Genomic DNA, 24,353 nt, shown 5'->3' on the forward strand with positions numbered 1-24,353 from the left:
TAAACACCTATAGGGCAGCTGTATTCCAAGCCGCCCCATTGCGTTGAATTAGTCTTCAAATCTTACCTTGATAGCGTTTGCGTGAGCGGTAAGTCCCTCGCGCTCTGCGATAAGAACAATGTCGTCCTTAGCCTTTCTGAGTGCGTCCTCAGTATAATAGGTGTAAGCAGTACGCTTTGTGAAGCTTGCAACACCGAGCGGCGAGAAGAAACGTGCTGTGCCGCTTGTGGGGAGGACGTGGTTAGGACCTGCATAGTAGTCGCCCAGAGGCTCTGAAGCATAGTGACCGAGGAATATTGAGCCTGCATTGTCAAGGCTTCCAAGAAGCTCAAACGGATTCTCCATAAGTACCTCAAGGTGCTCGGGAGCTATCTCGTTTGCCAGCTCTACGCACTTTTCACGGCTGTCGGCAATGATAACTGCGCCGTAATCCTCAAGCGACTTTTCAATTATGCTCTTTCTTGAGAGATATTCCTTCTGACGGTCTATCTCCTTTATAGTCTCGTCTGCAAGCTTCTCGCTTGTAGTTACCATAATTGCAGAAGCAAGCACATCGTGCTCAGCCTGTGACATAAGATCGGCAGCTGCAAACTTAGGGTTGGCTGTGTCATCAGCGATAACAAGTATCTCGCTGGGACCTGCTATCATGTCGATGTCAACAACGCCGTAAAGCAGCTTCTTGGCTGTGGCAACATAGATGTTTCCGGGACCAACTATCTTATCGCACTTCGGTATCTCTTCTGTGCCGTATGCAAGAGCCGCAATTGCCTGTGCACCGCCTGAGAGGAATACTCTGTCCACGCCGCAGATAGCTGCTGCAACAAGTATATCCTTGTTGGGAGTGCCGTCTTTAAGAGGCGGAGTTACCATGATTATTTCCTTGACGCCTGCTATCTTTGCAGGGATAGCGTTCATGAGTACGCTTGAAGGATATGCAGCTGTGCCGCCGGGAACGTAAAGTCCTACTCTGTGGAGACCGCGGATACGCTGTCCCATTATAACGCCGTTTTCCTTAGCAGAGATGAAGCTCTGCTCCAGCTGTCTCTGGTGGAAATCGGCAATATTCTCCTGTGCATTGAGGAGTGCGTCAACGAACTCCTGATCTGCTTCTGTAAGAGCATCATTGATGACCTCACGAGGCACCTCATAATACTGTGGAAGATTGCCGTCAAATTTGAGAGTGTAGCCCTTTACAGCCTCATCACCATTCTCCTTGACGTTCTCGATTATCTCGGAAACGACCTCTGTGACCTTCTTGTTGGTCTCACCGCTTCTCTTTTTAAGGTCACTGAGGAAAGCGACCTCATCAGTGCCGTTTGCAAATATTTTTTTCATCAGAGATTCTCCTCTATAAGTGTAATAAGTCTGTCTATTTCAGCGTGTCTCATTTTGAGACTTACGGTGTTTGCGATAAGCCTTGCAGAGATAGGTGCAACGTCCTCGATGACTTCAAGTCCGTTCTCTTTGAGGGTAGTACCTGTCTCAACAATATCAACGATACCGTCAGCAAGCTCAAGGAGAGGTGCAAGCTCAACAGAACCCTCTATCTTGATTATCTCAGTGTCCATGCCTTTCTTCTCAAAGAAGCTTCTTGCTACATTGGGGTACTTGGTAGCTATAGTCTTTATGCCGTAGCCACTGTAAAAATCATAGCCCTTCTTTGTGGCAAGAGCAAACTTGCACTTTCCGAAACCCAGGTCAACAAGCTCATAGAACTTGCCCTTCATTTCCATGATCGTGTCCTTGCCCACAACACCCATATCGCACACGCCATGCTCAACATAGGTGATAACGTCGTTTGCCTTTGCGAGAACTACTTCAAGATTTGCATCAGGTACGGGAAGTATAAGCTTTCTGCCCTTTTCGCGTACAGCTGTGCAGTCAAAGCCAAGCTTTTCAAGGAGACCAACTGTATCCTTTTCCAGTCTGCCCTTTGTAAGAGCCATTCTTATAGGCTTGTTCATATATTTACCTCCTTGCTCTCGCCGTCAATAACGACTACCTTTGCTATCTTTTTCTCCATAGCGTATTCGCGGACACTTTCAAGGTCATCAAAGAGAGCGTTTTCAACGATAAGTCCCTGCTCGCGGAGCTCCTTTGCAGCTTTAAGCGCAGCAACCTCGCAGCCTTCCTCAGCGTATACGATAACGTCAGCCTTTGGCTCAGCGGGAAGAACGTCGCTCTTTTCCATGAGCTTTGCAACAGCGTTGATGTTTACAGCAAAGCCTATAGCAGGTACGTCGTAGCCGAATTCTGAGATAAGCTTGTCATATCGTCCGCCCGAGAGAACTTCCTCGCCGTGGCCCTGTAAATAGCCCTTTATGATAAGACCTGTATAGTAATCGGTCTTATTTACCAGTCCGAGGTCAACGGTTATTGAACCGTCGCCGCCGCAGAGCTCGGAAGCATCTGCGTATATCTCCTTGAGCTCGTCGAGGATACGCTTGATATTGTCGTCAGGCATGAGCTCCTCAGCCTTCTCGAATACCTCCTCGCCGCCAAAGAGTGCAGGGAGCTTTTTGAGAGCTGTAGTTACAGGAGAATTTCCGAAGCTGTCCAGCAGGTCGTTAAGTGCAGGGAAATTCTTATTTTCGATGAGCTTTCTGATGTTTTCCTTGTCCTTTTCGGAGGCGTCAAGCTTGCTTACAAGCTCCTTGAAAATTCCTATATGACCGAGCTCCAGTGAGAACTCCATGCCAAATGAGCTGAGTGAATCAACAGCTGTTGATATTACCTCAAGGTCAGCCATTTTCAGCTGTGAGCCGATAAGCTCGATACCTGCCTGTACTACTTCGTCGCTTCTGCCCTTTAATGACGGCTCGGTGGTATATACCGCCTGAGCGTAGCAAAGCTTCAGCGGAAGAACAGCATCTCTCAGACGAGTTGCAACTATTCTTGCGATAGGCATTGTGGTATCCGGACGCATTACCAGAAGTCTGCCCTTGCTGTCTGTGAGCTTGTACAGGTTTTCCTGCGGAAAATAGCGTGAATTAAGGTTGAATACATCAAAAAACTCCAGACCGGGGGTAATGGTCTCGCTGTAGCCGCTGCTTCTGAAAAGCCCCATGAGAGTATTCTCTATATTTCGTCTAACTATGCACTCGCCAAAGAGCAGATCCTTTGTGCCCTCTGGAGTGATAAGGTCATAATTTTTCATAGTAACCTCCTTGTTGATCACTTTAGTCTGCTAACATGATAATATGATAACATATTACTAAGTAAAAGTCAAGTTAAAAGAAAGACATCTGTGTGGATTCGGGTAAATCACCAAATGCACCTATACTTTTCAACATATCGATTGTCGTTTTTGACGCTCCGCTCTCGGACTGGAATTCCTCTATCGACATGAATCCGCCCTTCTGCACAGCCTCGTAAATACCCTTAGCCGCGTTGTCTCCGACACCGCTCATAGCCGAAAACGGTATCCTCAGCTTGCCGTCCTCAACAAGATAATCAGTAGCATGAGACTTGAAAAGGTCTATTGGCAGGAACTCATAGCCTCTTGACATCATCTCGTTAGTGATGAGAAGAATATCATAGAGGGCGCTGTCCTTGTTGGTCTTGTCATTGCCAAGCGCCTTTATCTCTTCGATTTTAGCGCGTACTGCCCCAATACCCTTAACGGCAAGCTCAGCGTCAAAGTCCTCGCCTCTTACGGAGAAATATGTAGCATAGTACTCCAGCGGCATATGGAGCTTGAACCAGCCCAGCTTTATGGCTGCGATAACATATGCTGCCGCATGAGCCTTAGGGAACATATACTTTATTTTAAGACAGCTCTCGATATACCATTCAGGAACATTATGGTCACGAAGCATTTGTATTATCTCGGGTGTGAACTGCTTAGGAGCTTTTCCCTTTCGTGTCCACTCCATTATCTGGAAAGCCATTTTCGGCTCGACACCTTTATATAAAAGGTAGGTCATAATGGAGTCACGGGTTCCGATAACGTCTGAAATTGTACATACGCCGTTGTCGATAAGGTCCTTTGCATTGCCCAGCCAAACATCGGTACCGTGCGAAAGTCCGGAAATCTGCAAAAAGTCACTGAACTTTGTAGGCTTTGCGTCCAGAAGCATCTGTATGGTAAATCCCGTACCCATTTCAGGTATACCGAGACTTCCCGTCTTGCAGTATATCTCCTCGGGGGTAACTCCAAGCACATCACAGTTCGTACACATACGGATAACATCAGGATCTGAGGTGGGTACGTCCTTTATCTTGATACCAGTAAGATCTTCAAGGTGCTTGTACAGGGTAGGAACAACGTGTCCCAGCTCATCAAGCTTCAGAATGGTATCATGGAGAGAGTTGAATGTGAAATGGGTGGTTATTATCTCAGAATCGGCAGTATCAGCAGGGTGCTGAACGGGAGTGAAGTCGTAAACATCGTAATCCGACGGCACAACGACCATTCCGCCAGGGTGCTGACCTGTGGTCCTCTTGATACCTGTACAGCCGATAGCAAGCCGGTTCATTTCCGCATTGTTCAGCGTGATACCGTTCTCCTCGCAGTACTTCTTTACGTAGCCGTATGCGGTCTTTTCAGCAACAACTGAGATAGTTCCTGCCTTGAAAACATTGGATTTACCGAAAAGCTTCTCTGTATATCTGTGAGCCCAGAACTGGTACTCATCAGAGAAGTTAAGGTCGATATCAGGTGCTTTGTCGCCGTCAAAGCCGAGGAAGGTCTCGAATGGTATATCGTGACCGTCGCGGTTCATATCCTTTCCGCAGTCGGGACACTTCTTAGGCGGCAGGTCAAAACCTGAGCCGTAAACACCGTCCAGCAGAAATTCACTGTGCTTACAGTTAGGACAAACATAATGGGGAGGAAGCGGATTTACCTCCGAGATACCTGCCATTGAAGCCACAAATGAAGAACCAACGGAACCTCTCGAACCAACGAGATAGCCGTTCTCAACTGAGTTCCATACCAGCTTCTGTGCGATGATGTAGAGAACCGAGAATCCGTGCTTGATGATAGACGAAAGCTCTCGGTCAAGACGCTTGTCAACCAGTTCGGGAAGCGGATCACCGTATATCTCGTGTGCCTTGTCGTGGGTTATCTTCACCAGTTCTTCTTCAGCACCCTCGATAGTAGGCGTAAATGTGCCCTTTGGTATGGGGCGGACTACCTCTATCTGGTCGGCGATGGCATTGGTGTTGGTGATAACTACTTCCTTCGCCTTGTCCTCACCAAGATATTCAAACTCCGCCATCATCTCCTCGGTAGTACGCAGATACAGCGGAGCCTGCTCCTCAGCGTCCTTGAAGCCCATGCTTGCAAGGATTATCTTACGGTAGATAGCGTCCTTTGGGTCAATGAAGTGTACGTCACAGGTAGCGCAGGTAGGGAGTCCCAGCCTGTCGCCCATATCGACTATATAGCGGTTGAAATCGCGTAGCTCCTCGTCGTCCTTTGCAACTCCGTCACGCACCATGAACCTGTTGTTGCCTATGGGCTGTATTTCAAGATAGTCGTAGAATTTCGCAAGGTTGTCGATATAGTCCTGTTCTCGTATATCCAGCATAGCCTGAAATATCTCACCGGCTTCACAGGCGCTTCCGTAGATAAGTCCCTCTCGGTGCTCAATAAGCTTTGATTTCGGGATAAGAGGCTTTTTATAGAAGTATTCAAGGTTACTCAGGGATACAAGTCTGTAGAGGTTCTTCAGACCTGCCTGATTGCGGACAAGTATGATAAAGTGATAGCTTTTCAGCTTCTTTGTCTCTATCTCGTCCACAAGTATATTCAGCTGCTGTATTGACTTGAAGCTTCTTTCGCTTTTCAGTCTGCCAATAAGCTCAATATATATTTTTGCCAGCATAAGAGCGTCATCTGAGGCTCTGTGGTGGTCAAATTTTCCGAGTTTAAGCTGTTTTGCCACAAGATTCAGCTTATGGCGTCCCATTTCGGGGAGCATGGACTGACACATTACCAGCGTGTCCACCCATGTATATTCAAAATCAATGCTCTGCCGCTTGCAGACCTGATTTATCATATTGGTATCGTAACGGGCGTTATGGGCTACAAGCACAGGCTTGTCTCCGCAGAACTCCATGAACATACGAAGTGCCTCTGCCTCGTCTGGAGCGTTGGCAACATCGGCATCGCTTATACCCGTAAGCTCGGTTATCCTCTCGGGGATATGGAATCCCGGGTTCACCTTTGTGTTGAAGCTGTCCACCACCTGTAGGTTTTTCAGCTTTACAGCACCTATTTCCGTGAGACGGTCGTTGCGGAAGCTGAGTCCGGTAGTCTCAACGTCGAAAACAATTATCTCGTCGTCAAAGGAGCGGTCATCGCCGCCGTAAACGACCATATCACGCTCGATATCGTTTACCACGTATGCCTCCATGCCGTAGATGACCTTGAAGTTCTTGGGCATATTATACATACAGTCAGGGAAAGCCTGCACATTGCCGTGGTCGGTTATAGCCATAGCCTGATGTCCCCAGCTTGCCGCTCTGTTGATGAGTGTAACAGGATCGGTAACAGCGTCCATAGCGGACATATTACTATGGCAGTGAAGCTCAACCCGCTTCTCGGGATAGTTGTCCATTTTGGGTATGCGCTTTACCTTTATGAGAGAATTTGCGGATATAACAATATCTCTTGCATACGAGTCATAATCAAGCTTACCTGCAACAAGCAGGGTGGCTCCGCTCTTTATAGAGCCCAGCTTCATCTCCTCGACTTCCTCATTTTTGGCAAATATCTTTATTTTAAGAGAGCCGCTGTAGTCCGTGATGTCATATGTGACAACGGTCTTTTCGTTGCGGACCTCCTTGAGCTCTGACGCAAAGACATCTCCTACCACCACTACCTTTTCGCCGAGACGCTGAACAGCCTCACATATAGATATTGGCTTTTCGCGGATAGCTCTGCCCTTGACTATCTCAGCAGACTCCGCATCGAAGTCCTTATCAAGAGCGGTTACGTCAAGAGTTGCCGTAGGGATAACAGACTTCATTTCCTCAGCCTTGATTTCGTCGGGAGTTTTATCCGGGATCAGCTGACTGCTGTAGTCAGGCATATCAGCTTCAAGGCGCTCTATCATCTCGTCATACTGCTGTACACTTACCGATGTATCGCCGTCAAGAAGCACTTTAACTCTTACACCGAACTGATTGTATATCATTCTGGAAAAGCCCGTGCAGAAGTTGAACTTATCAAGTATATCCCTTCCGCCGTGAACTATCTTTATACGAAGCTCTCCGTTTCCGAGACTTACATCGGCATCGTCGAGAAAACCGTTGACTACAGGTATATCACGCTTTAAAAGCTTGATAAGCTCGCCGTAGCATTCCATGCCGAATTTCCCGGAGGGATAACGGCAGGCAAGCCTCACCTGCTCTACCTTTATGGCAGCCTCAACTGCTTTTTCAAACGCGAATATATCATCGCTGGGAACGACCTCGTCAAAATGAGCATGAAAGCGGATAGATTCAAGGTTTTCTGTATATGTAAGCTTGAATATCTCACCGCTGAGCACACTTTCGGGCAGCTCCGATGTATATTCCTTCAGAAATTCGGATATTTTGACCTGCATTTTATAACTCCCGTCCAAATGAATTGAGAATTCAGAATTAAAGTTTATCTATCTCTGCAAGAAGCTCCGGAACTATGTCCTCTTCCTTTATCTTGCGCTGAGTACCGTCCTTTTTGAAGATGATAGCACAGCCATCACCGCCTGCGATACCAACGTCAGCTTCACGGGCTTCTCCCGGACCGTTTACGATACAGCCCATAACAGCAACTGTTATATCCTTTTCCATGTCCTTTACTGCTTCCTCAACCATTTTTGCAGCCTTGACAAGGTCGATACGAGTTCTTCCGCAGGTAGGACATGAAACTATCCTTACACCGCCGCGCTTGCCGATACTTTTGAGTATATCCTTAGCGGCAGCTATCTCGCGGATAGGATCATCTGTAAGAGATACACGGATAGTCTCACCAATGCCGTCACAGAGCAGCGAACCTATACCGATAGCGGACTTGATAAGTCCCATGCGCTCTGTACCAGCCTCGGTAACTCCGAGGTGAAGCGGATAACTGCACTTCTGTGCAGCTAATCTGTAGGAAGCGATCATTTTGTTTACATCTGATGACTTTATTGAGATAACTATGTCGTTGAAGTCGAAATGCTCCAACATAGCAGCGTGTCCCATAGCACTCTCAACAAGAGCCTCGGGTGTCGGCGAGCCGTACTTAGCCAGTATCTCTTTTTCAAGAGAACCTGAATTTACTCCGATACGTATAGGGAGGTTTCTTGCACGGCAGGCGTCAACTACCGCCTTGACTCTGTCCATTCCGCCGATATTACCGGGGTTTATGCGTATCTTGTCAACACCTGCTGCTGCGGACTCGATAGCCAGCTTATAATCAAAGTGTATATCCGCCACAAGTGGGATGTTCACAGCCTCCTTGATAGCAGGGATAAGCCTTACAGCCTCCATATTTGGTATAGCTGCGCGGATTATCTCACAGCCTGCCTTTTCAAGCTCTACAGCCTGCCTTACACTGCCCTCGATGTCGTCCGAACGCATATTGAGCATGGACTGGATATATATATGCTTTCCGTCGAGGACGCAGTCCCCTACCTTTACTGGTCTAACATTTCTCATAAAATCTCTCCTATTATAGAGTTATTTTCGCTCCGTCTGCTGTTATTACAGCTTCGGGGAATATTTGTCTCAGTTCCTCCGCGTATATTGCAGGTTCCTTTTCCGCAGGGCTGTAATGTGTCAGCCACAGCCTCTTAACGTTGGCTTTTACTGCAATATCACAGGCGTCCTGCATTAGCATATGGCACTTTTCATTCATTGACTCCTTTTTTTCAGGCAGCCCGTACATACCCTCACATATGAAAAGGTCGGAGCTCTCGGCAAAGCCTGCCAGCTCCGCGATGGGAAGAGTATCCGTAGTATAGGTTATCTTTATAGGAGCCCGTTTTTCACCCGTTACCGCATCTGGAGCTATGCTCCTGCCGTCATCAAGGGTGACAGCTTCACCTGCGTGAAGCCTTTTCCAGTATTCCACAGGTATATTGAGAGCCTTAGCATTTTCGGGAAGGAATGGCGGCTTGCGGCTTAATAAAAGGCTGTACCCCAGACAGCTCACTCTGTGTGAAAGGGGCAGCGTTTTTATGGTCAGCATTGAGTCTATCATATCAGCCGAAAACTCACAGGACGAATTTTCGGGAAGTCCGTGAAGTCTTACCTCATAGGGCAGAGCTCCGCAGACGGTCATGAGATTCCTCAGCACAGGCAGACAGCTCTCGGGAGCTGCTATATCGAGGGGCTCGGTTCGTGAGCTGTTGCCGATAGAGAGCAGAAGCCCGGGAAGTCCCGTAACATGGTCTGCATGGCAGTGAGTAATGAGCAGGAGCTCTATCCTGCTCAATTTTAGTCCATGCTTTGCAATGGCGACCTGTGTCCCCTCACCGCAGTCGATAAGGACAGCCTTTCCGTTGTATTCGGCATAGAGGCTTGTAAGGAACCTATCCTTTAAGGGCAGCATTCCGCCTGTTCCCAATAAGCATATTTCAGGCATTTTATCCTCCTGTAATAAGTCTTGCAATATCGTTATAGGTTGCGAATATCATCACTCCGAAAAGAAGGACCATGCCTGCAAGGTGTACGTAGCCCTCATGCTCTGGCTTTACAGGCTTGCGGCGTATGAGCTCTATGAAGCAGAAAAGAAGGCGTCCGCCGTCAAGTCCCGGAACAGGAAGAAGATTGAATATACCAACGTTTATGGTTATAAGGGCTGTCATATATATAAGCTTGTAGATAGCGTCAGCTATAGACTCGTTATTCTTGGTCTGCTCGCTGATAGCTGTTACAACGCCTACAGGTCCCGAAACGTCCTCCTTGTGGAGCTGTCCCGTCAGCATCTGCTTCAGTGAAAGTCCGACGATATGGCTCATGGACATGAAGATGTCTCCCGAGCCCTTTATCACGGTAAGCGGAGTCTTATCCTTGTAAACAACGCCGAAGTCGATAACTCCGCCGCCCTCTGCCTTATCCTCAAAGAATACATCGTTAAGTGTGAGCCTTTTTCCGTCACGCTTTACAACTACCTTGTGTCCCTCGCTGCTGGATATGGAATCAAAGATGTAATTGAGGTCAAGAGTGCTGTATATTCTTGTGCCGTCAATGGATATGAGCTTATCACCGTGGCGCAGTCCTGTTTCGTAGCTCTCGGCATAATAAGTTACAGTACCGTCATCGTTGCGCTGACCGCTGAATCCCTTGATAGCAGTTGTAGGCACCTGATCCATCATGCATACAAGTATCATAAGCATGACTATACCAAGCACGAAATTCATTGCTGCACCTGCCACAAGAACTATCATACGCTTCCACAGCTTTGCATTGCGGAAGCTTCTCGGATCGACGTTGGTGGAATCCTCTCCCTCCATAGCACAGTAACCGCCTATGGGCAGGGCTCTCAGAGAATATTTTGTCTCACCCTTCTGCTTCTGGAGAAGCTTGGGTCCCATACCGACTGAAAACTCCAGCACCTTTATGCCGCTTAGCTTAGCACATATAAAATGTCCGAATTCGTGAACTGTCACTATTAGTCCGAATATAAGTATCGCAATAATAATACCCATGTTGCCTTTTCCTTTCTTAATGCAGCTTATTCAGCCGCGATACGCTCCCTTACGTATGACCTTGCCGCAGTATCGGCTTTCATTACATCATCATAGCTCTTTATTTCAGCGGGCTTGAACCTTTCAAGCACCGATGATACCATTTCGCCTATCTCTATAAAACGTATCTCGTCATGGAGAAATGCCTTTACTGCTTCTTCGTTAGCAGAATTTACAAGGCAGGGATAAGCTCCGCCGCGCTTTATGGCTTCGATAGCTGCGGACAGACACTTGAAGGTGTCATAGTCGGGCTTTTCAAAGGTGAGCTTTCCGTAATCCGTCAGTGAAAGGCGTCCCGTAGGACAGCTCATTCTGTCAGGATAAAGAAGGGCATACTGTATCGGTATCTTCATATCGGGAACGCCCATTTGCGCTATTACCGAGTAATCGTTGTACTCAACAGCAGAGTGGACAACGCTCTGGCGGTGTACCACTATCTCTATCTGGTCGGGTGTGAGGTCAAAGAGCCATTTTGCCTCGATGAATTCAAGTCCTTTATTCATAAGTGTAGCAGAGTCGATGGTTATTTTATTACCCATTTCCCAATTTGGGTGGTGGAGCGCCTGAGCCTTTGTTACGCTTTTCAGCTCCTCATAGCTTCTGCCGAAGAATGGTCCGCCCGAAGCAGTCAGGATTATCTTGCTGAGCTGAGAGCGCTTGTTGCCCTGCAAGCACTGGAATATAGCCGAATGCTCGCTGTCCACGGGATATATCCTTACTCCCTTGTCAGCAGCAGCCTTCATTACAAGCTCGCCGCCAGCCACAAGAGTCTCCTTATTGGCAAGAGCAAGGTCCTTGCCTGCGTCTATGGCAGTAAGTGTGGGAAGAAGTCCCACCATACCCACAACTGAATTGAGGACGATATCAGCTTCTTCAAGAGAAGCCAGCTTGCAAAGTCCCTCCATGCCGCTGTAGAGCTTTACATCAAGGTCAGCGATACGGCTTTTCAGCTCGCCGTACTTCTCCTCGTTATAAATGCAGGCGTATGCAGGTCGGAATTTCCTTATCTGCTGCTCTAATGCCTCAACACTGCTGTGAGCGGCAAGGGCAGCGACTTTGAGTCCGTGCTTCTCACAGACCTCCAGCGACTGAGTACCTATGGAACCTGTCGAACCGAGTATCGACACCGTTTTATTCATTATATTTTCCCCTTTTCGCGGAAATAACTTCCGAATGGTTATTTTGACAAAGTCCTTTATAAAATGCGAAAGGGACTATCCGTGAATAGTCCGTTTCAGCAATATCACTGTACGCCGAATATGGCGATAAATGCATAAAATGTAGGCAGCACGAAAAGAACGCTGTCAAAGCGGTCCATAAGTCCGCCGTGACCGGGCATTATCTTTCCGTAGTCCTTGAAGCCTATCTGGCGCTTTACCATAGATGCAGAAAGGTCGCCAACTGTACCGATAATGGCGCATACTGCACCCGTAATGCAGGCAATAACAGCTCTCTTTGCAGTAAAGCCGTAGTAGACAGAAAACGCAATAGCGTAAACGACAGCCGTTGTAAGGATACCGCCAACAAGTCCCTCGATAGTCTTCTTGGGGCTTATCTCGGGGCAGAGCTTGTGCTTACCTATGGCAACGCCTGTGAAGTACGCTCCCGTATCTGCTATCCATGCACCGCAGAGTCCCATGATAAGCAGGAAAAGTCCGCTTTCATGGTCACAGCGCTCTATGCGCACCATAGTGGTCATAGCCTGAGGCACAAGTACCATTACAGCAAGTACGAAAAATACCTGCTCGTAGCGTATCTCCTTATGCTTCCTGAGCCATGTAATGAACACAACAAAGGCACAGAGCAGTATTATACCGAATACATATAAATTGTATTTGTCCGCATAGCGCCATGACTTAAACTCAAAATGTCCGGGATATCCCACTCCTATAACATTGATCGTTGTCAGCACGCCATACAGTATCGGTACGGCAATTCCGCAAGCCTCCGCCGCAATGAGTATGGGCAGGCACTTGTGGAGCTTCACTGCACGGATAAGCTCAAAGAGCATTACTGCGATGATAGCCGCAACTGCTATGGGCAGTACTATCGTATCATGAAAAAACAGTACTGCACCGAGAAGTACAACGCCTACTGCTCCCGAAATGATTCGTGTAAGCATCACACACCTCCGAAGCGGCGGTTTCTGTGAGCGTACTCGATAAGAGCCTTGTCAAGCTCCTCGGGAGTGAAATCAGGCCAGAGAACGTCTGTATAATAGAACTCCGCATATGCACTCTGCCAGATGAGGAAGTTTGATATTCTCTGCTCACCGCTTGGTCGGATAAGCAGGTCAACATCAGGATAGCCTGCTGTATATAGGTTATCGGAGATAGTCTGCTCTGTTATATCCTCGGGGCGTATCTCGCCCTTTGCAGCCCTTTCAGCAAGAAGCTTTGCCGCATGAGTTATCTCGTCACGTCCTCCGTAATTTACTGCCATGAGAATGGTCATCTCATCATAATCGGCTGAATCAGCCTCCAGCTTTTCCATTTTCTCACGAATATCATCAGCAAAGGCGCTCTTGTCGCCGAGAAAGACCATTCTTGTATTCTCGCTGAGGAAGTTTCTTACGTCAGCAAGGTAATCACGGAAAAGGTTCATAAGAGCGCCTACCTCTTCCTGTGAGCGCTTCCAGTTCTCTGTTGAGAATGCATAGAAGCTTATGGCCTTGAGTCCGATGTCCTTGCAGTGACGTACAATAGTACGGAAGTTCTTAGCTCCCTCACGGTGTCCCAGTGAACGGGGCAGACCGCGCTTCTTAGCCCATCTGCCATTTCCGTCCATAATAAAAGCTACGTGCTCGGGAAGCTTTTCGGGGAGCACCAGCTCAGATGATCCTGTTTTATCTTTCTTACCAAATAATGCCATATTCCACCAATCAAACAGTCATGATCTCTTTTTCTTTTTCTGCTACCATTTTATCAATGTCAGCACACATCTTATCTGTAAGATCCTGAACCTTCTTTTCACAGTCCTTGAGGTCGTCCTCTGTGATCTCGGAGTTTTTCTTCATTGCCTTGTACTTTTCCATTGTGTCACGTCTGATAGAACGAACAGTTACCTTACACTCCTCGCCGTACTTCTTTATGCTCTTGCAGAGCTCCTTACGGCGATCCTCAGTGAGCTGAGGGAAAGCAAGGCGGATAACGTTTCCGTCGTTTACAGGCTGGATGCCTATATCAGAAGCCTGTATTGCCTTCTCGATAAGCTTCAGTGTAGACTTATCCCAGGGCTGGATAACCAGTATTCTTGCCTCTGATACGGATACTGCTGCCATCTGGTTCACAGGTGTGGGAGCTCCGTAATAATCCACCATAACCTTGTCGAGAACTCCGGGGTTAGCTCTACCGGCACGGATAGAAGCAAACTCGTTTCCGAGGGCATTGAGGCTCTTGTTCATTTTTTCCTTAGCGATATTAAGCTGTTCTTTCATGATAGTGATTCCTTTCGTTGATCAGTCCTCGGATACTACTGTTCCGATATTTGCGCCCATTACGGCGTCGTAGATATTGTCGGGACGGCTAAGGTCAAATACCAGCATCTTCATGTTGTTGTCACGGCACATAGCAGCAGCTGTGCTGTCCATAACTGCAAGTCCCTCGCCGATGACCTGTGAGAATGTAAGTGTTTCGTATTTCTTAGCGTCGTCAAACTTATGGGGGTCCTTATCATATACTCCGTCAACGAGAGTAGCCTTGAGAAGTATATCTGCATCAATTTCTACAGAGCGGAGTGCAGCAGCTGTATCTGTTGAGAAGAATGGGTTTCCTGTGCCGCAGCCGAAGATAACGATCCTGCCCTTGTCAAGATGTCTTACAGCTCTGTTGCGTATATAGGGTTCTGCGATAGCTGACATCTGGAGAGCAGTCTGTACTCTTACTACACAGCCAAGTGATTCAAGTACATCTGCAAGTGCAAGTGCGTTCATTGTTGTAGCAAGCATACCGATATGGTCTGCACGAGTTCTGTCCATAGCTCCGCTTGAACGTCCTCTCCAGAAGTTGCCCCCGCCGACGACCACTGCTACCTGAGCGCCTGCGTCAGCACACTTCTTTATGCTCTGACATATCTCTGTAACTACGTCATAGTTTAGACCTGTCTTCTTGTCACCTGCCAGAGCCTCACCGCTGACCTTTAATAATATTCTTTTATACTTTGGTTCCATATAAGCACCTCACAAAAAATTATCTATAGTATATTTTACACTAATTTTGTAATAATGTAAAGTATATTCCTTCAAAAAAAACATTTTTACCGAAAAAATTTACAGGAATTTTTCATTTTCAGCGCAGTATTATTTCTCAACATCTTCGATTGTATATTATGCACCAAAATGTTGAAAATTTATCGTCACTAATATTTTTTATTTTTTCTTGACAACTGCCGCTCACCGTGGTATAATATAAAAGCTGATTAATTCGGCAGTAAAAATGGAGAGGTATCGAAGCGGTCATAACGAGGCGGTCTTGAAAACCGTTTGACTTAACGGTCACGTGGGTTCGAATCCCACCCTCTCCGCCATTATTTTTTATCGGTGAGTTTCTCGCTCGTCGGTTTGCGGATTTACCCAAGTGGTGAAGGGGCTCCCCTGCTAAGGGAGTAGGTCGGGAAACCGGCGCGAGAGTTCAAATCTCTCAATCCGCGCCAAACCTGCATTCTTTGAATGCAGGTTTTTTATTACCTTGATCACCACTCATATATCATGAATTTATTATTTTTCACATAAAACAAGTATAGTTTTCTTTATAAATATGCTATACTTTTTTCAAAGGAGGCGATCAGTATGAAAAAAATGATCGGATTCAATAAGGGAGTAAACTTCGGCGGCTGGCTATCACAGTGCAATTATGAAAAGGAGCATCTTGACTCCTTTATTACCGAAAACGACTTTAAAATCGCAGCTTCATGGGGCATAGACCATATCCGTGTCCCATTTGACTATAATATTATCGAGAACAATGACGGCTCTTTCAACGATGAGGGCTTCGCTTACCTTACTATGGCTGTCAATGCCTGCAAGGCAAACGGACTTAATATTATACTTGACCTTCACAAGACCGCAGGCTTTTCTTTCGACTACTACGGCGAGGACGAACACGGATTCTTCGACAGCGAGGAGTATCAGGAGCGCTTCTACCGTCTGTGGGAGGAGGTCGCAAGGCGCTATGGCAGTTTAACGCCAAATGTTGCTTTCGAGCTTCTCAACGAGGTAACGGACGCTTCATTCATCGACGCATGGAACAGGATAGCAAAGGAATGTATCCGCCGCATCAGAGCTATAGCTCCCGATGTGATCATACTTGTGGGAAGCTATTACAACAACAGCGCAAGCACTGTTCAGTATCTGGACGAGCCCTATGATGACAACGTTTTCTACAATATGCACTGCTACGAGCCACTTAAATTCACACATCAGGGTGCTTACTGGACAGACGCTATCATTCCTGAGGAGCGCATGGCTTTTGAGGATAGTGTTACTTCAGAGGAATACTTCGAGGAGCTGTTCTCCACCGCTATCGCTAAGGCTGAGAAGCACGGCACAGGTCTTTACTGCGGAGAATATGGCTGTATCGACGTTGTTTCTCCCGAGGATACGCTGAAATGGTACAGAACTATCAACGCCGTTTTCAGAAAACATAATATCGGCAGAGCCGCGTGGAACTATAAAGCTATGGACTTTGGTCTTTCCGACGAAAGACTCAGCGTAGTTCACGACCAGCTTATCAGCCTGCTTTAATAAAAGGCTATCCCATCTGCTTTTAGGTCGGTACTAATAAAGAAGCTTTTTTGCCATAGTATTTCTGATGTAAGGTCAGAAGTACTATGGCGTTTTTATTGACAGTGCTTCAATGCCATGATATAATTGTTAATAGCATAAATCAGAATCTGACTATTTATCTTAGCAGCATAAATAAGCACAATGCCCCTGAGCACTTTAAGATGCTCAGGGGCAAAACTTCTATATGGGCATCAGCCTTTCACAAGGGAGATATTTTTTTACTGCTCTGGGGATTTTGTATAACCTGTAGGATCAAAATAGATGTATTCCAGCGGTTTGTCGATGTCTACACTCTTTACACTAACTTCACACGCCTCATTAATATCCAGAGTATGTTCTGTACTTTTCAGAACTATACCCGTTCTCAGGTCAACATATTTTTCAGCTATATAATTTGCTCCGCCAAACTCTATGACCGCACACTGTCTGCCGAGTATATCCTCTGTTCTCTCAATATGCCAGCCATCAAAATCGTGCATCTCCAAAGTCGAGGGATAAAGACTCTCTCTGCCCAGCTGACCAAACACTGTATCTCCGAGGAATGCATAATTCTCTGCATCGCCGCTTTCATTGTAATAATCTATAACGCGGTAATTATCGGGAATAAAGCTGTTGGACGTAAATGATGTGTCTTCTTCGGATTCGATATATGTCTTTTTGATATTATCCGAATTTATCCACATATTATTATACATACACATCGTTGTATCATAGCGCGGTTCGCTGTTATTGTCTTTATAATCCACATAGATATATCTTCCTGCATTGTCTGCCAGACAATGCCCTGTCATTTCAAATATCTCGTTCTCATAATCTCTTTTGTAATAATATGTCAGATCAGCTGTATCGAAATATCTTGATGAATTCAGCATAAGGTGATAGATATAGCTCTTGTTTTCAAGAGTATTCCTTTCATTATAGTCTGATGCTTCAAGTATTTTTGCAGTATACTTCTCAACATCTACCCTCTTGAATTCATATCCGCCATTGTTATTCACTCTGTCGATCTCTTCACAAACCGCGACTGCTTCGTCAAAATTTGGATATACCAGCTGCTCGTGGAGCTGAAGCTCGCCAAATTTGCCCGCATTCTCCTGTGCGGAATCCTTGCCTTCGAGAACTGGGAATAGAGTATTATTATTGTATACTGCCTCGCCGTCCTCATTTTCAAGAGAAATCCAGAATTCAGCGATCTTCCATACACCGTCCTCCGGAAGGAGCTCTATCTCAGCTTTAACCTTCTCTCCGTCAGGTCTTTCATATACTCTTGCGCAGGTAACAAGCTTATCAAGGGGGACAGGCTGCTGCTCCTCATCGTAGATTATTCTGTTCATAGCCAGCAGCTCACCGCCCTCTTTAAACTCAGAGGATACAAGCTTGTAATTGCTGAAATTATACAAGCTTTCAAATCCATGTGAAATAGATGCAGCAGGTGCGCACAGGCTCTGAGCATATATCTTGCCGTTATAGTTGATAAATGTCTTTACATACTTATTTGCCATTGAATCGTCCCTGAAGTCATAGCCCACTTCAAAGCCGCTCAGGTCTCCGCCCATGTATCTGTTACGGGATTCATAGATAAATGTATCATCAAGGAGAGCTTCTATCTCCTCAACAGTATCTATCCTCTCGTCTGTAACAGCATAATAATACTTTGTAAGGTTCATTATTTTATCGACCTCGGGAGCGTAGTCGTCCTTATTGAAATATATTGCTTCCGAAATATCAGTGCTGCCTCCATCGGGATACTGCGGCTTTTCGAGCATCTCAAGGTTACTTACAAGCTTATCCACGGCCTCGTTATCGCTGAAGATCACTTCAGATGATGCAGGTGCAACTGTAGTTGCAGTCACCTCAGGATCACTGCTTGAATTCATAGGCTGCACCCTTGAAGAACGTGACAGCATTACACCGCCGCATATACCTCCGAACAGCACCACAGCTGCCGCTGCCGCAGAGAAATACCTGTAAAACTTCGGACGGCTGTAGCGCTCAACGCCCTGTGCGCTTACTATAAAGCCGTCATCGGAGCTCTCGCCCTCGCCTGCCTTTAATATATCATACTTTCTTTTGCTTATTTCATATATCTTTTCTTTTCTCTTGTCGTCCACTGCCTTATACCTCGCAGATATCTTCTCTATATCCGTATCCTTGCCGCTAAATATCATATCAAGCTCGTCTTTCATGTCATAACCTCCTATCTCGCAAATCCTGCCTGCATAAGCAGTTCACGCAGCTTTTTCACTGCACGGCTGCATCTTGCCCTGACATTATCAGACGAAAGCTCAACTATCCTTGCTATCTCCTTTGAGCTTCGTCCGTAGTAATACTTCTGTATTATTATAGTCGAGTCGGGCTCGCCCAGCTCGCTGACCTTATCATACAAAAGCTGCCTCATTTCAATAGTCTCTGCGGACTCTGCAACATTTTCCTCTGAGACCATTTCCTCCGTATCATCAATTGATACATTTCGTTCCTTATGCCGTGATACCTTTCTGTATGTATCTACTGCCTTATTTCGTGCAACAGCCGCTGCAAAAGCTTTGAGGTCGCCGTTTATCTCCTCCTGCTTATCAAAATAGAAAAAACAGTGAGCAAAAACGTCCCCTACACATTCGTCTATATCCTCAGGCTTGGCATAACATTTAAGCTTTGCATAAACTATAGTATAGACGTAGTTGAAATATTTATCATAAAAAGCCCGCTGTCCTCTTTCGGGAGCAGTTTTTATCAGCTGCCGCAGATCATTTTCATTCATTTGTCTCACTCCTTGCAAAATTTATATGATCAGTATTTGTCCTTTCATTAATACTAATCGTTTTCCCCTTACAAAACGAAACAGGGAAAATATATTTTTATTATTTAACTATATATCCTTAAAAAAATCTATTTCGGGTATTTACTTTTTGAAGGAAATATGGTATTATAATATTATTATAGATGTGGTTAGTCATTTTTTTAACAAGGCAGCTATACTGCCTTATAACTGGGAGGGCGTTATGCAGGTTGTTTTATGTGCTCTTATTGGCTATCTCTTCGGCAATATCAACCCTGCTTTCATTATCTCAAAGCTTAAAGGATTCGATATACGTCAGAGAGGCTCAGGCAATGCAGGAGCTTCTAACACCGTTATTACAGTCGGAAAAAAAGCAGGTCTCTTTGTTGCTCTTTTCGATATATTCAAGGCTGTTGCAGCATCAGTTTTAGGTGCTTATCTGTTTCCGCAGCTCAGATTCGCAAAAATACTTGCAGGCTCATGCTGTATTCTCGGACATATTTTTCCTGTCCTTATGAAGTTTCATGGCGGTAAAGGTCTGGCCTCTCTGGGCGGAACTATCCTGGCATTCAATCCTGTTGTATTTATACTGCTTCTCGGCTTTGAAATGATTCTGGGCTTCTCTCTGGATTACGTCTGCGTTGTTCCTGTTACAGGTTCGGTCATATTCACTGTGATATATGCTCTTATAACGGGCGATCCCATTGGTACAGCTATACTTTCCGTTGTTGCACTGGTCATTCTCTTTAAACATATTGAGAATTTCAAGAGAATACAGAACGGCACAGAAGCTCATATAAGCTTCCTGTGGAAGAAGGAACAGGAGATCGCAAGGATTAAAAAGAATACAAACGATTAAAAAAGTCCCTTCGGGGGCTTTTTTGTGACCTCATGCGCATCAGCCGCAGCGCTCAGTTAATCAGCGGCAGTTAGGAGTCTTTTTTATGCAGAGCAAGACCTCGGATATGTGCGAGGGACCTCTGGTCAGCAAAATAATTCTTTATACTATTCCTATTATCCTCACAGGTGTTTTGCAGCTTCTTTTCAACGCCGCCGACCTTGTGGTGGTAGGACGGTGCTGCGGAGATATATCTGTTGGCGCTGTTGGAGCAACAGGCGCTCTAATAAACCTTATGGTCAACCTGTTCATCGGTCTCTCCGTCGGTGCAGGCGTTACTGTGGCTCACGGCATCGGCTCGGGCAGATCCGAGGACGTCCGCAGGACAGTTCATACTGCTATACCTGCGGCATTTATAAGCGGAGCCTTTCTTACAATCGTTGGGTTGCTTTTTTCTGAAACATTTCTGAAAATGATGGATACTCCTGCAAATGTACTCCCTCTTTCGGCAGCATACATGAAGATATACTTCTGCGGAACGATCCCGAGTATGCTGTACAACTTCGGCTCGGCAATACTCCGCGCCGCAGGCGACACAAAAAGTCCGCTGTATTATCTCACCGCCGCAGGCATACTGAATGTTATACTGAACCTGATATTTGTCATGGTATTCCATATGGACGTTTCAGGTGTAGCACTTGCTACCTCACTTTCACAGACTCTGTCGGCTGCTCTCATAGTACGCGAGCTTATGCGCCGAAACGACGTCTGCAAGCTGGAGCTGAAAAAAATGAGGATTTACGGAAGACAGCTAAAGCGAATAATCCAGATAGGCTTTCCCGCAGGGCTTCAGTCTTCTATATTTGCTATTTCCAATGTAATTATACAGTCTTCTATAAACGAATTCGGAAACCTCTTAGGTCACGCTGTACTTTCAGGAAACTCTTCCGCGCAGAATATCGAGGGCTTTGTTTATACCTCAATGAACTCCTACAGTCAGACATCTCTGAACTTCACCGGTCAGAATTACGGTGCAGGCAAGCTTGACCGTATCAAAAAGATAATGTGGATATGTCTTATCGCTGTATTCTGCACGGGAATGGCTCTCGGTCTTACGGCACTGTTTTTCGGCAGACCACTCCTTTCCATATATCTCACTGATTCACAGGAAGCAATAAATTTTGGCATGATAAGAATGAAGTATATCATGATAGTCTACTTCCTCTGCGGTCTGATGGACGTAACTACCGGACTTATCCGCGGTCTTGGACGTTCGGTGCTGCCAATGCTCATAACCGTTATCGGCGTGGTAGGAATAAGACTCGGCTGGATATTCGGTGTATTCAGAATACCGAAATACCATACCCTTGAAAGCCTTTATTTCTCATATGCTATTTCATGGCTTGCAACATTCTTAGTAGAGCTGGGAGTTTTCCTCTTTATCATGCGCAAGCTCAAAAAAGAACATACAGAATAGCAACTATACACATCAAAAAGGACGGCTCTCGCCGTCCTTTTTTCTATTTTCCTGTGATATTGCATGAGGTGAACGCCGCCTCTTCCTCACGGATAAAATATCCCTGATCAGAGCTGCACACAGGACATTCCTGCGGCGGCTCGCTTCCTACATGGATATGACCGCAGTTAAGGCATATCCATCGCTGCTGACTGTTGCCGCTGCGGAAGAGACTATCTTCCCGATAAAGCCCGGCATAGTAAGCAAAGCGGATACTGTGCTCGTTTTCTATCTCAGCTATAGCGCGGAACTTCCCTGCCGCCTCTGTAAAGCCTTCATCATCGGCAATACGTGCAAAATCAGGATAGACTACGATATGCTCCTTCTCCTCTTCCTTTTGAGAGGCATCAAGGAGCTGTCCTATATCCTCGAATACATCAGCAGGATAGCCTGCTGTAAGGTCCACTGTCTGTCCGGCGGAATCCTTCATAAGCTTCCAGAATACCATTGCATGGCGTTCCTCCTGCTCGGCTGTGAACCTGAACATACGCTCAAGTCCGATAAGCTTCTGCTGCTGAGCTATCAGCGCTGCCTGATAGTATCTCTGACGCGACTGGCACTCACCAGCAAAAGCCCGCATGAGATTCATGCGGGTCTGGCTTTTGTTAAGGTCTGTTTGCATGAAACCACTTCCTTTCGGAAACAGTATCTGCAATTTTTTTCAAATTATTCCGAAAAATCAATCATCAAGTATCGTATACCGATATTTCATAATATTCTCCGGATTTTTTAATCTGATATTCTGGATATGTCCACACTGCGGACAGGCGTCACAAATGACCTGGCTTCTCTTTGGCTTCAGCTTCATCTCTTCACCCTCAGGATAAAACTGTACTGCATAAGGTGTCACAAGGGTTCCCTTTACGACCTTAGTCGCGCAAAACTCACAAACATCATCCATTCAATCGCCCCCCTTAGGAAAAAAATAGCTCTACATTATTATACCACTTTTTTCCTGTTATGTCAACAAAAAGAGCGGACTAAATGTCCGCTCTTTTAATGAATTCAGCTGTTTTTTATATCTCGTTTACTTTTCTCTTAACATAAGATGTATGGAGAACCTCATGAGCCTTGTGGCTGCCCGGCTTCTCGAAGAATTCCTCATAAACCTTCTTGATAGCTGGGTTCTCGTGAGACTGTCTGAGAGGCATTGACTTATCAAGGTTGTAGAGAACCTTAGCTCTCTCTTCTCTGATGTCAACGAAGTTTCTTACGCCCATAGGAACCTGTGGCTGACCGCCGCCGTTTACACAGCCGCCGGGACAAGCCATGATCTCGATGAACTGAGCGTCGCACTTGCCTGCTCTGATATCATCAAGAACCTTTCTTGCGTTAGCAAGACCGCTTGTAACGATAACCTTTACATTGTTGCCTGCAACATTGTATGTAGCTTCCTTGATGTCCTTTGTACCACGAACCTCTGGAAGGTCAGTTACGTTGTCGCCTGTGAGTGTATATACAGCAGTTCTGAGAGCTGCTTCCATAACTCCGCCTGTAGCACCGAAGATAACGCCGGCACCTGTTGAGATTCCCAGCGGATCGTCGAACTTCTCATCAGGAAGTGAGTTGAAGAGGATACCTGCACGCTCGATCATTCTGCCCAGCTCACGAGTTGTGAGAGCGTAATCAACATCAGGAACACCTGCAGCGCTCTGATCAGGTCTGCCGATCTCGAACTTCTTAGCTGTACATGGCATGATAGATACCATAACGATATTCTTTGGATCGATACCCATTTTCTGAGCGTAGTATGTCTTAGCAGTTGCACCGAACATCTGCTGAGGCGACTTACAGGTTGAAAGGTGATCGAGAAGATCAGGATAATAGTGCTCACAGAACTTAACCCAACCAGGTGAGCAAGATGTGATGAGAGGAAGTGTTCCGCCGTTTGTGAAACGATCGAGGAACTCGTTAGCCTCTTCCATAATTGTAAGGTCAGCAGCGAAGTCTGTATCGAATACCTTGTCGAAGCCAAGTCTTCTGAGAGCTGCTGCCATCTTACCCTCAGCATTTGTGCCGATAGGATTGCCGAAGCACTCACCGAGACCTGCACGAACAGCAGGAGCTGTCTGAACGAGAACTGTCTTCTCAGGATCAGCGATAGCAGCCAGTACTTCCTTAGTGTAGTCCTTCTCTGAGAGAGCGCCGACAGGACATACTGCGATACACTGTCCGCATGATACGCAGCTTGTCTCGCCAAGTCCCATATCGAAAGCAGAGCCGATATATGTCTTGAATCCACGCTCGTTAGCGCCGATAACGCCGATGCCCTGTGTCTTTGCACATACTGCTACGCAGCGGCGGCAAAGGATACACTTGTTATTGTCACGGTACATATGAGGAGCAGAATTGTCTACCTCATACTCGTTCTTAACGCCATCATAAACTGTAGCGTCCTCAACGCCGTAGTCCTTAGCAAGCTTCTGAAGCTCGCAGTTGCCGCTTCTTACACATGAGAGGCACTTTCTGTCATGAGTTGAAAGAATGAGCTCAAGAGTTCTCTTTCTTGACTCGATGACCTTTGGAGAGTTTGTAAGAATCTCCATATTGTTGGAGCATGGGTATACGCAGCCTGCAACAAGACGGAAGCCTCTTCCCTCGTTTACCTCAGTAACGCAGATACGGCAGGCACCGATCTCGTTGATCTCCTTCATATAGCAAAGTGTAGGAATCTCAAATCCAGCCATGTGAGCAGCTTCAAGAACAGTAGTGCCCTTGGGGACTTCTAATTCAACACCGTTGATTTTTACTGTAATATTTTCCATTACTATTCCTCC

Annotated in this window: 20 protein-coding genes and 2 tRNA genes; 5 read left to right on the forward strand and 17 right to left on the reverse strand. The window is 46.2% G+C overall.

Annotated features, from left to right (window positions below):
- Positions 1-48: 48 nt before the first annotated feature.
- From hisD to pyrH, 12 genes are all read right to left on the reverse strand, one after another.
- Positions 49-1,335, reverse strand: a complete 1,287-nt coding sequence (gene hisD / locus K5677_RS06460; protein WP_296725986.1) for a histidinol dehydrogenase — start codon at positions 1,333-1,335, stop codon at positions 49-51.
- Positions 1,335-1,964, reverse strand: coding sequence for an ATP phosphoribosyltransferase (gene hisG / locus K5677_RS06465; protein WP_019678602.1), 630 nt, complete (start codon positions 1,962-1,964; stop codon positions 1,335-1,337). The genes hisD and hisG overlap by 1 nt, the downstream gene beginning before the upstream one ends.
- Complete coding sequence (gene hisZ, locus K5677_RS06470; protein ID WP_296725987.1) at positions 1,961-3,157, reverse strand: ATP phosphoribosyltransferase regulatory subunit; 1,197 nt, start codon at positions 3,155-3,157, stop codon at positions 1,961-1,963. Before hisZ ends, hisG begins: the two co-directional genes overlap by 4 nt.
- 73 nt (positions 3,158-3,230) lie before the next feature.
- Positions 3,231-7,556 carry a PolC-type DNA polymerase III gene (locus K5677_RS06475; protein WP_296725990.1) on the reverse strand — a complete coding sequence of 1,442 codons (4,326 nt, stop codon included), beginning with the start codon at positions 7,554-7,556 and terminating at the stop codon, positions 3,231-3,233.
- A 37-nt stretch (positions 7,557-7,593) separates the two neighbouring features.
- Positions 7,594-8,631 carry a flavodoxin-dependent (E)-4-hydroxy-3-methylbut-2-enyl-diphosphate synthase gene (ispG, locus tag K5677_RS06480; RefSeq protein ID WP_296725994.1) on the reverse strand — a complete coding sequence of 346 codons (1,038 nt, stop codon included), beginning with the start codon at positions 8,629-8,631 and terminating at the stop codon, positions 7,594-7,596.
- Positions 8,632-8,644: 13 nt separating this feature from the next.
- On the reverse strand, positions 8,645-9,559 hold the full coding sequence (locus K5677_RS06485; protein ID WP_296725995.1) for a ribonuclease Z: 915 nt from the start codon (positions 9,557-9,559) through the stop codon (positions 8,645-8,647).
- 1 nt (position 9,560) lies between these two features.
- The gene (locus K5677_RS06490; protein WP_296725997.1) at positions 9,561-10,625 is read right to left on the reverse strand and encodes a site-2 protease family protein; all 1,065 of its coding nucleotides are present in this window, start codon (positions 10,623-10,625) and stop codon (positions 9,561-9,563) included.
- A gap of 26 nt (positions 10,626-10,651) precedes the next feature.
- Positions 10,652-11,803 (reverse strand): 1-deoxy-D-xylulose-5-phosphate reductoisomerase, encoded by a 1,152-nt coding sequence (locus K5677_RS06495; protein ID WP_296726000.1) that lies wholly within the window; start codon positions 11,801-11,803, stop codon positions 10,652-10,654.
- A gap of 104 nt (positions 11,804-11,907) precedes the next feature.
- Positions 11,908-12,786 carry a phosphatidate cytidylyltransferase gene (locus tag K5677_RS06500; RefSeq protein ID WP_296726003.1) on the reverse strand — a complete coding sequence of 293 codons (879 nt, stop codon included), beginning with the start codon at positions 12,784-12,786 and terminating at the stop codon, positions 11,908-11,910.
- Positions 12,786-13,535 (reverse strand): polyprenyl diphosphate synthase, encoded by a 750-nt coding sequence (uppS, locus tag K5677_RS06505; RefSeq protein WP_296726005.1) that lies wholly within the window; start codon positions 13,533-13,535, stop codon positions 12,786-12,788. Before uppS ends, K5677_RS06500 begins: the two co-directional genes overlap by 1 nt.
- A gap of 10 nt (positions 13,536-13,545) precedes the next feature.
- The gene (gene frr, locus K5677_RS06510) at positions 13,546-14,100 is read right to left on the reverse strand and encodes a ribosome recycling factor (protein ID WP_296726008.1); all 555 of its coding nucleotides are present in this window, start codon (positions 14,098-14,100) and stop codon (positions 13,546-13,548) included.
- A 21-nt stretch (positions 14,101-14,121) separates the two neighbouring features.
- Positions 14,122-14,832 carry a UMP kinase gene (pyrH, locus tag K5677_RS06515; RefSeq protein ID WP_296726010.1) on the reverse strand — a complete coding sequence of 237 codons (711 nt, stop codon included), beginning with the start codon at positions 14,830-14,832 and terminating at the stop codon, positions 14,122-14,124.
- 267 nt (positions 14,833-15,099) lie between these two features.
- On the opposite strand from pyrH, the gene K5677_RS06520 reads away from it, so the two are divergent.
- The 3 genes from K5677_RS06520 (at position 15,100) to K5677_RS06530 (ending at position 16,404) form a co-directional block, all read left to right on the forward strand.
- Positions 15,100-15,188, forward strand: a tRNA-Ser gene (locus K5677_RS06520).
- 36 nt (positions 15,189-15,224) lie between these two features.
- A tRNA-Ser gene (locus K5677_RS06525) sits at positions 15,225-15,314 on the forward strand.
- Between the two features lie 136 nt (positions 15,315-15,450).
- Entirely contained in the window at positions 15,451-16,404 is a 954-nt protein-coding gene (locus K5677_RS06530) for a glycoside hydrolase family 5 protein (protein ID WP_296726012.1), read from the forward strand.
- Positions 16,405-16,664: 260 nt separating this feature from the next.
- On the opposite strand, the gene K5677_RS06535 is transcribed toward K5677_RS06530, so the two are convergent.
- Together K5677_RS06535 and K5677_RS06540 are read right to left on the reverse strand one after the other, a co-directional pair.
- Positions 16,665-18,632 (reverse strand): hypothetical protein, encoded by a 1,968-nt coding sequence (locus K5677_RS06535; RefSeq protein WP_296726014.1) that lies wholly within the window; start codon positions 18,630-18,632, stop codon positions 16,665-16,667.
- An 11-nt stretch (positions 18,633-18,643) separates the two neighbouring features.
- Positions 18,644-19,204, reverse strand: a complete 561-nt coding sequence (locus tag K5677_RS06540; RefSeq protein ID WP_296726016.1) for a sigma-70 family RNA polymerase sigma factor — start codon at positions 19,202-19,204, stop codon at positions 18,644-18,646.
- A gap of 241 nt (positions 19,205-19,445) precedes the next feature.
- Between K5677_RS06540 and K5677_RS06545 the strand changes: the two genes are divergently transcribed.
- Positions 19,446-20,081 carry a glycerol-3-phosphate acyltransferase gene (locus K5677_RS06545; RefSeq protein ID WP_296726018.1) on the forward strand — a complete coding sequence of 212 codons (636 nt, stop codon included), beginning with the start codon at positions 19,446-19,448 and terminating at the stop codon, positions 20,079-20,081.
- 85 nt (positions 20,082-20,166) lie between these two features.
- On the forward strand, positions 20,167-21,537 hold the full coding sequence (locus K5677_RS06550) for an MATE family efflux transporter (protein WP_296726019.1): 1,371 nt from the start codon (positions 20,167-20,169) through the stop codon (positions 21,535-21,537).
- A gap of 43 nt (positions 21,538-21,580) precedes the next feature.
- On the opposite strand, the gene K5677_RS06555 is transcribed toward K5677_RS06550, so the two are convergent.
- The 3 genes from K5677_RS06555 to K5677_RS06565 all read right to left on the reverse strand — a co-directional run bounded on the left by K5677_RS06555 (position 21,581) and on the right by K5677_RS06565 (position 24,341).
- Positions 21,581-22,198: a rubrerythrin family protein gene (locus K5677_RS06555; protein WP_296726021.1), complete on the reverse strand. Its 618-nt coding sequence runs from the start codon at positions 22,196-22,198 to the stop codon at positions 21,581-21,583.
- Positions 22,199-22,255: 57 nt separating this feature from the next.
- The gene (locus tag K5677_RS06560) at positions 22,256-22,477 is read right to left on the reverse strand and encodes a hypothetical protein (protein WP_296726024.1); all 222 of its coding nucleotides are present in this window, start codon (positions 22,475-22,477) and stop codon (positions 22,256-22,258) included.
- Positions 22,478-22,592: 115 nt separating this feature from the next.
- Positions 22,593-24,341: an NADH-dependent [FeFe] hydrogenase, group A6 gene (locus tag K5677_RS06565; protein WP_296726027.1), complete on the reverse strand. Its 1,749-nt coding sequence runs from the start codon at positions 24,339-24,341 to the stop codon at positions 22,593-22,595.
- Positions 24,342-24,353: the final 12 nt, after the last annotated feature.

The organism is Ruminococcus sp. (assembly GCF_024684275.1).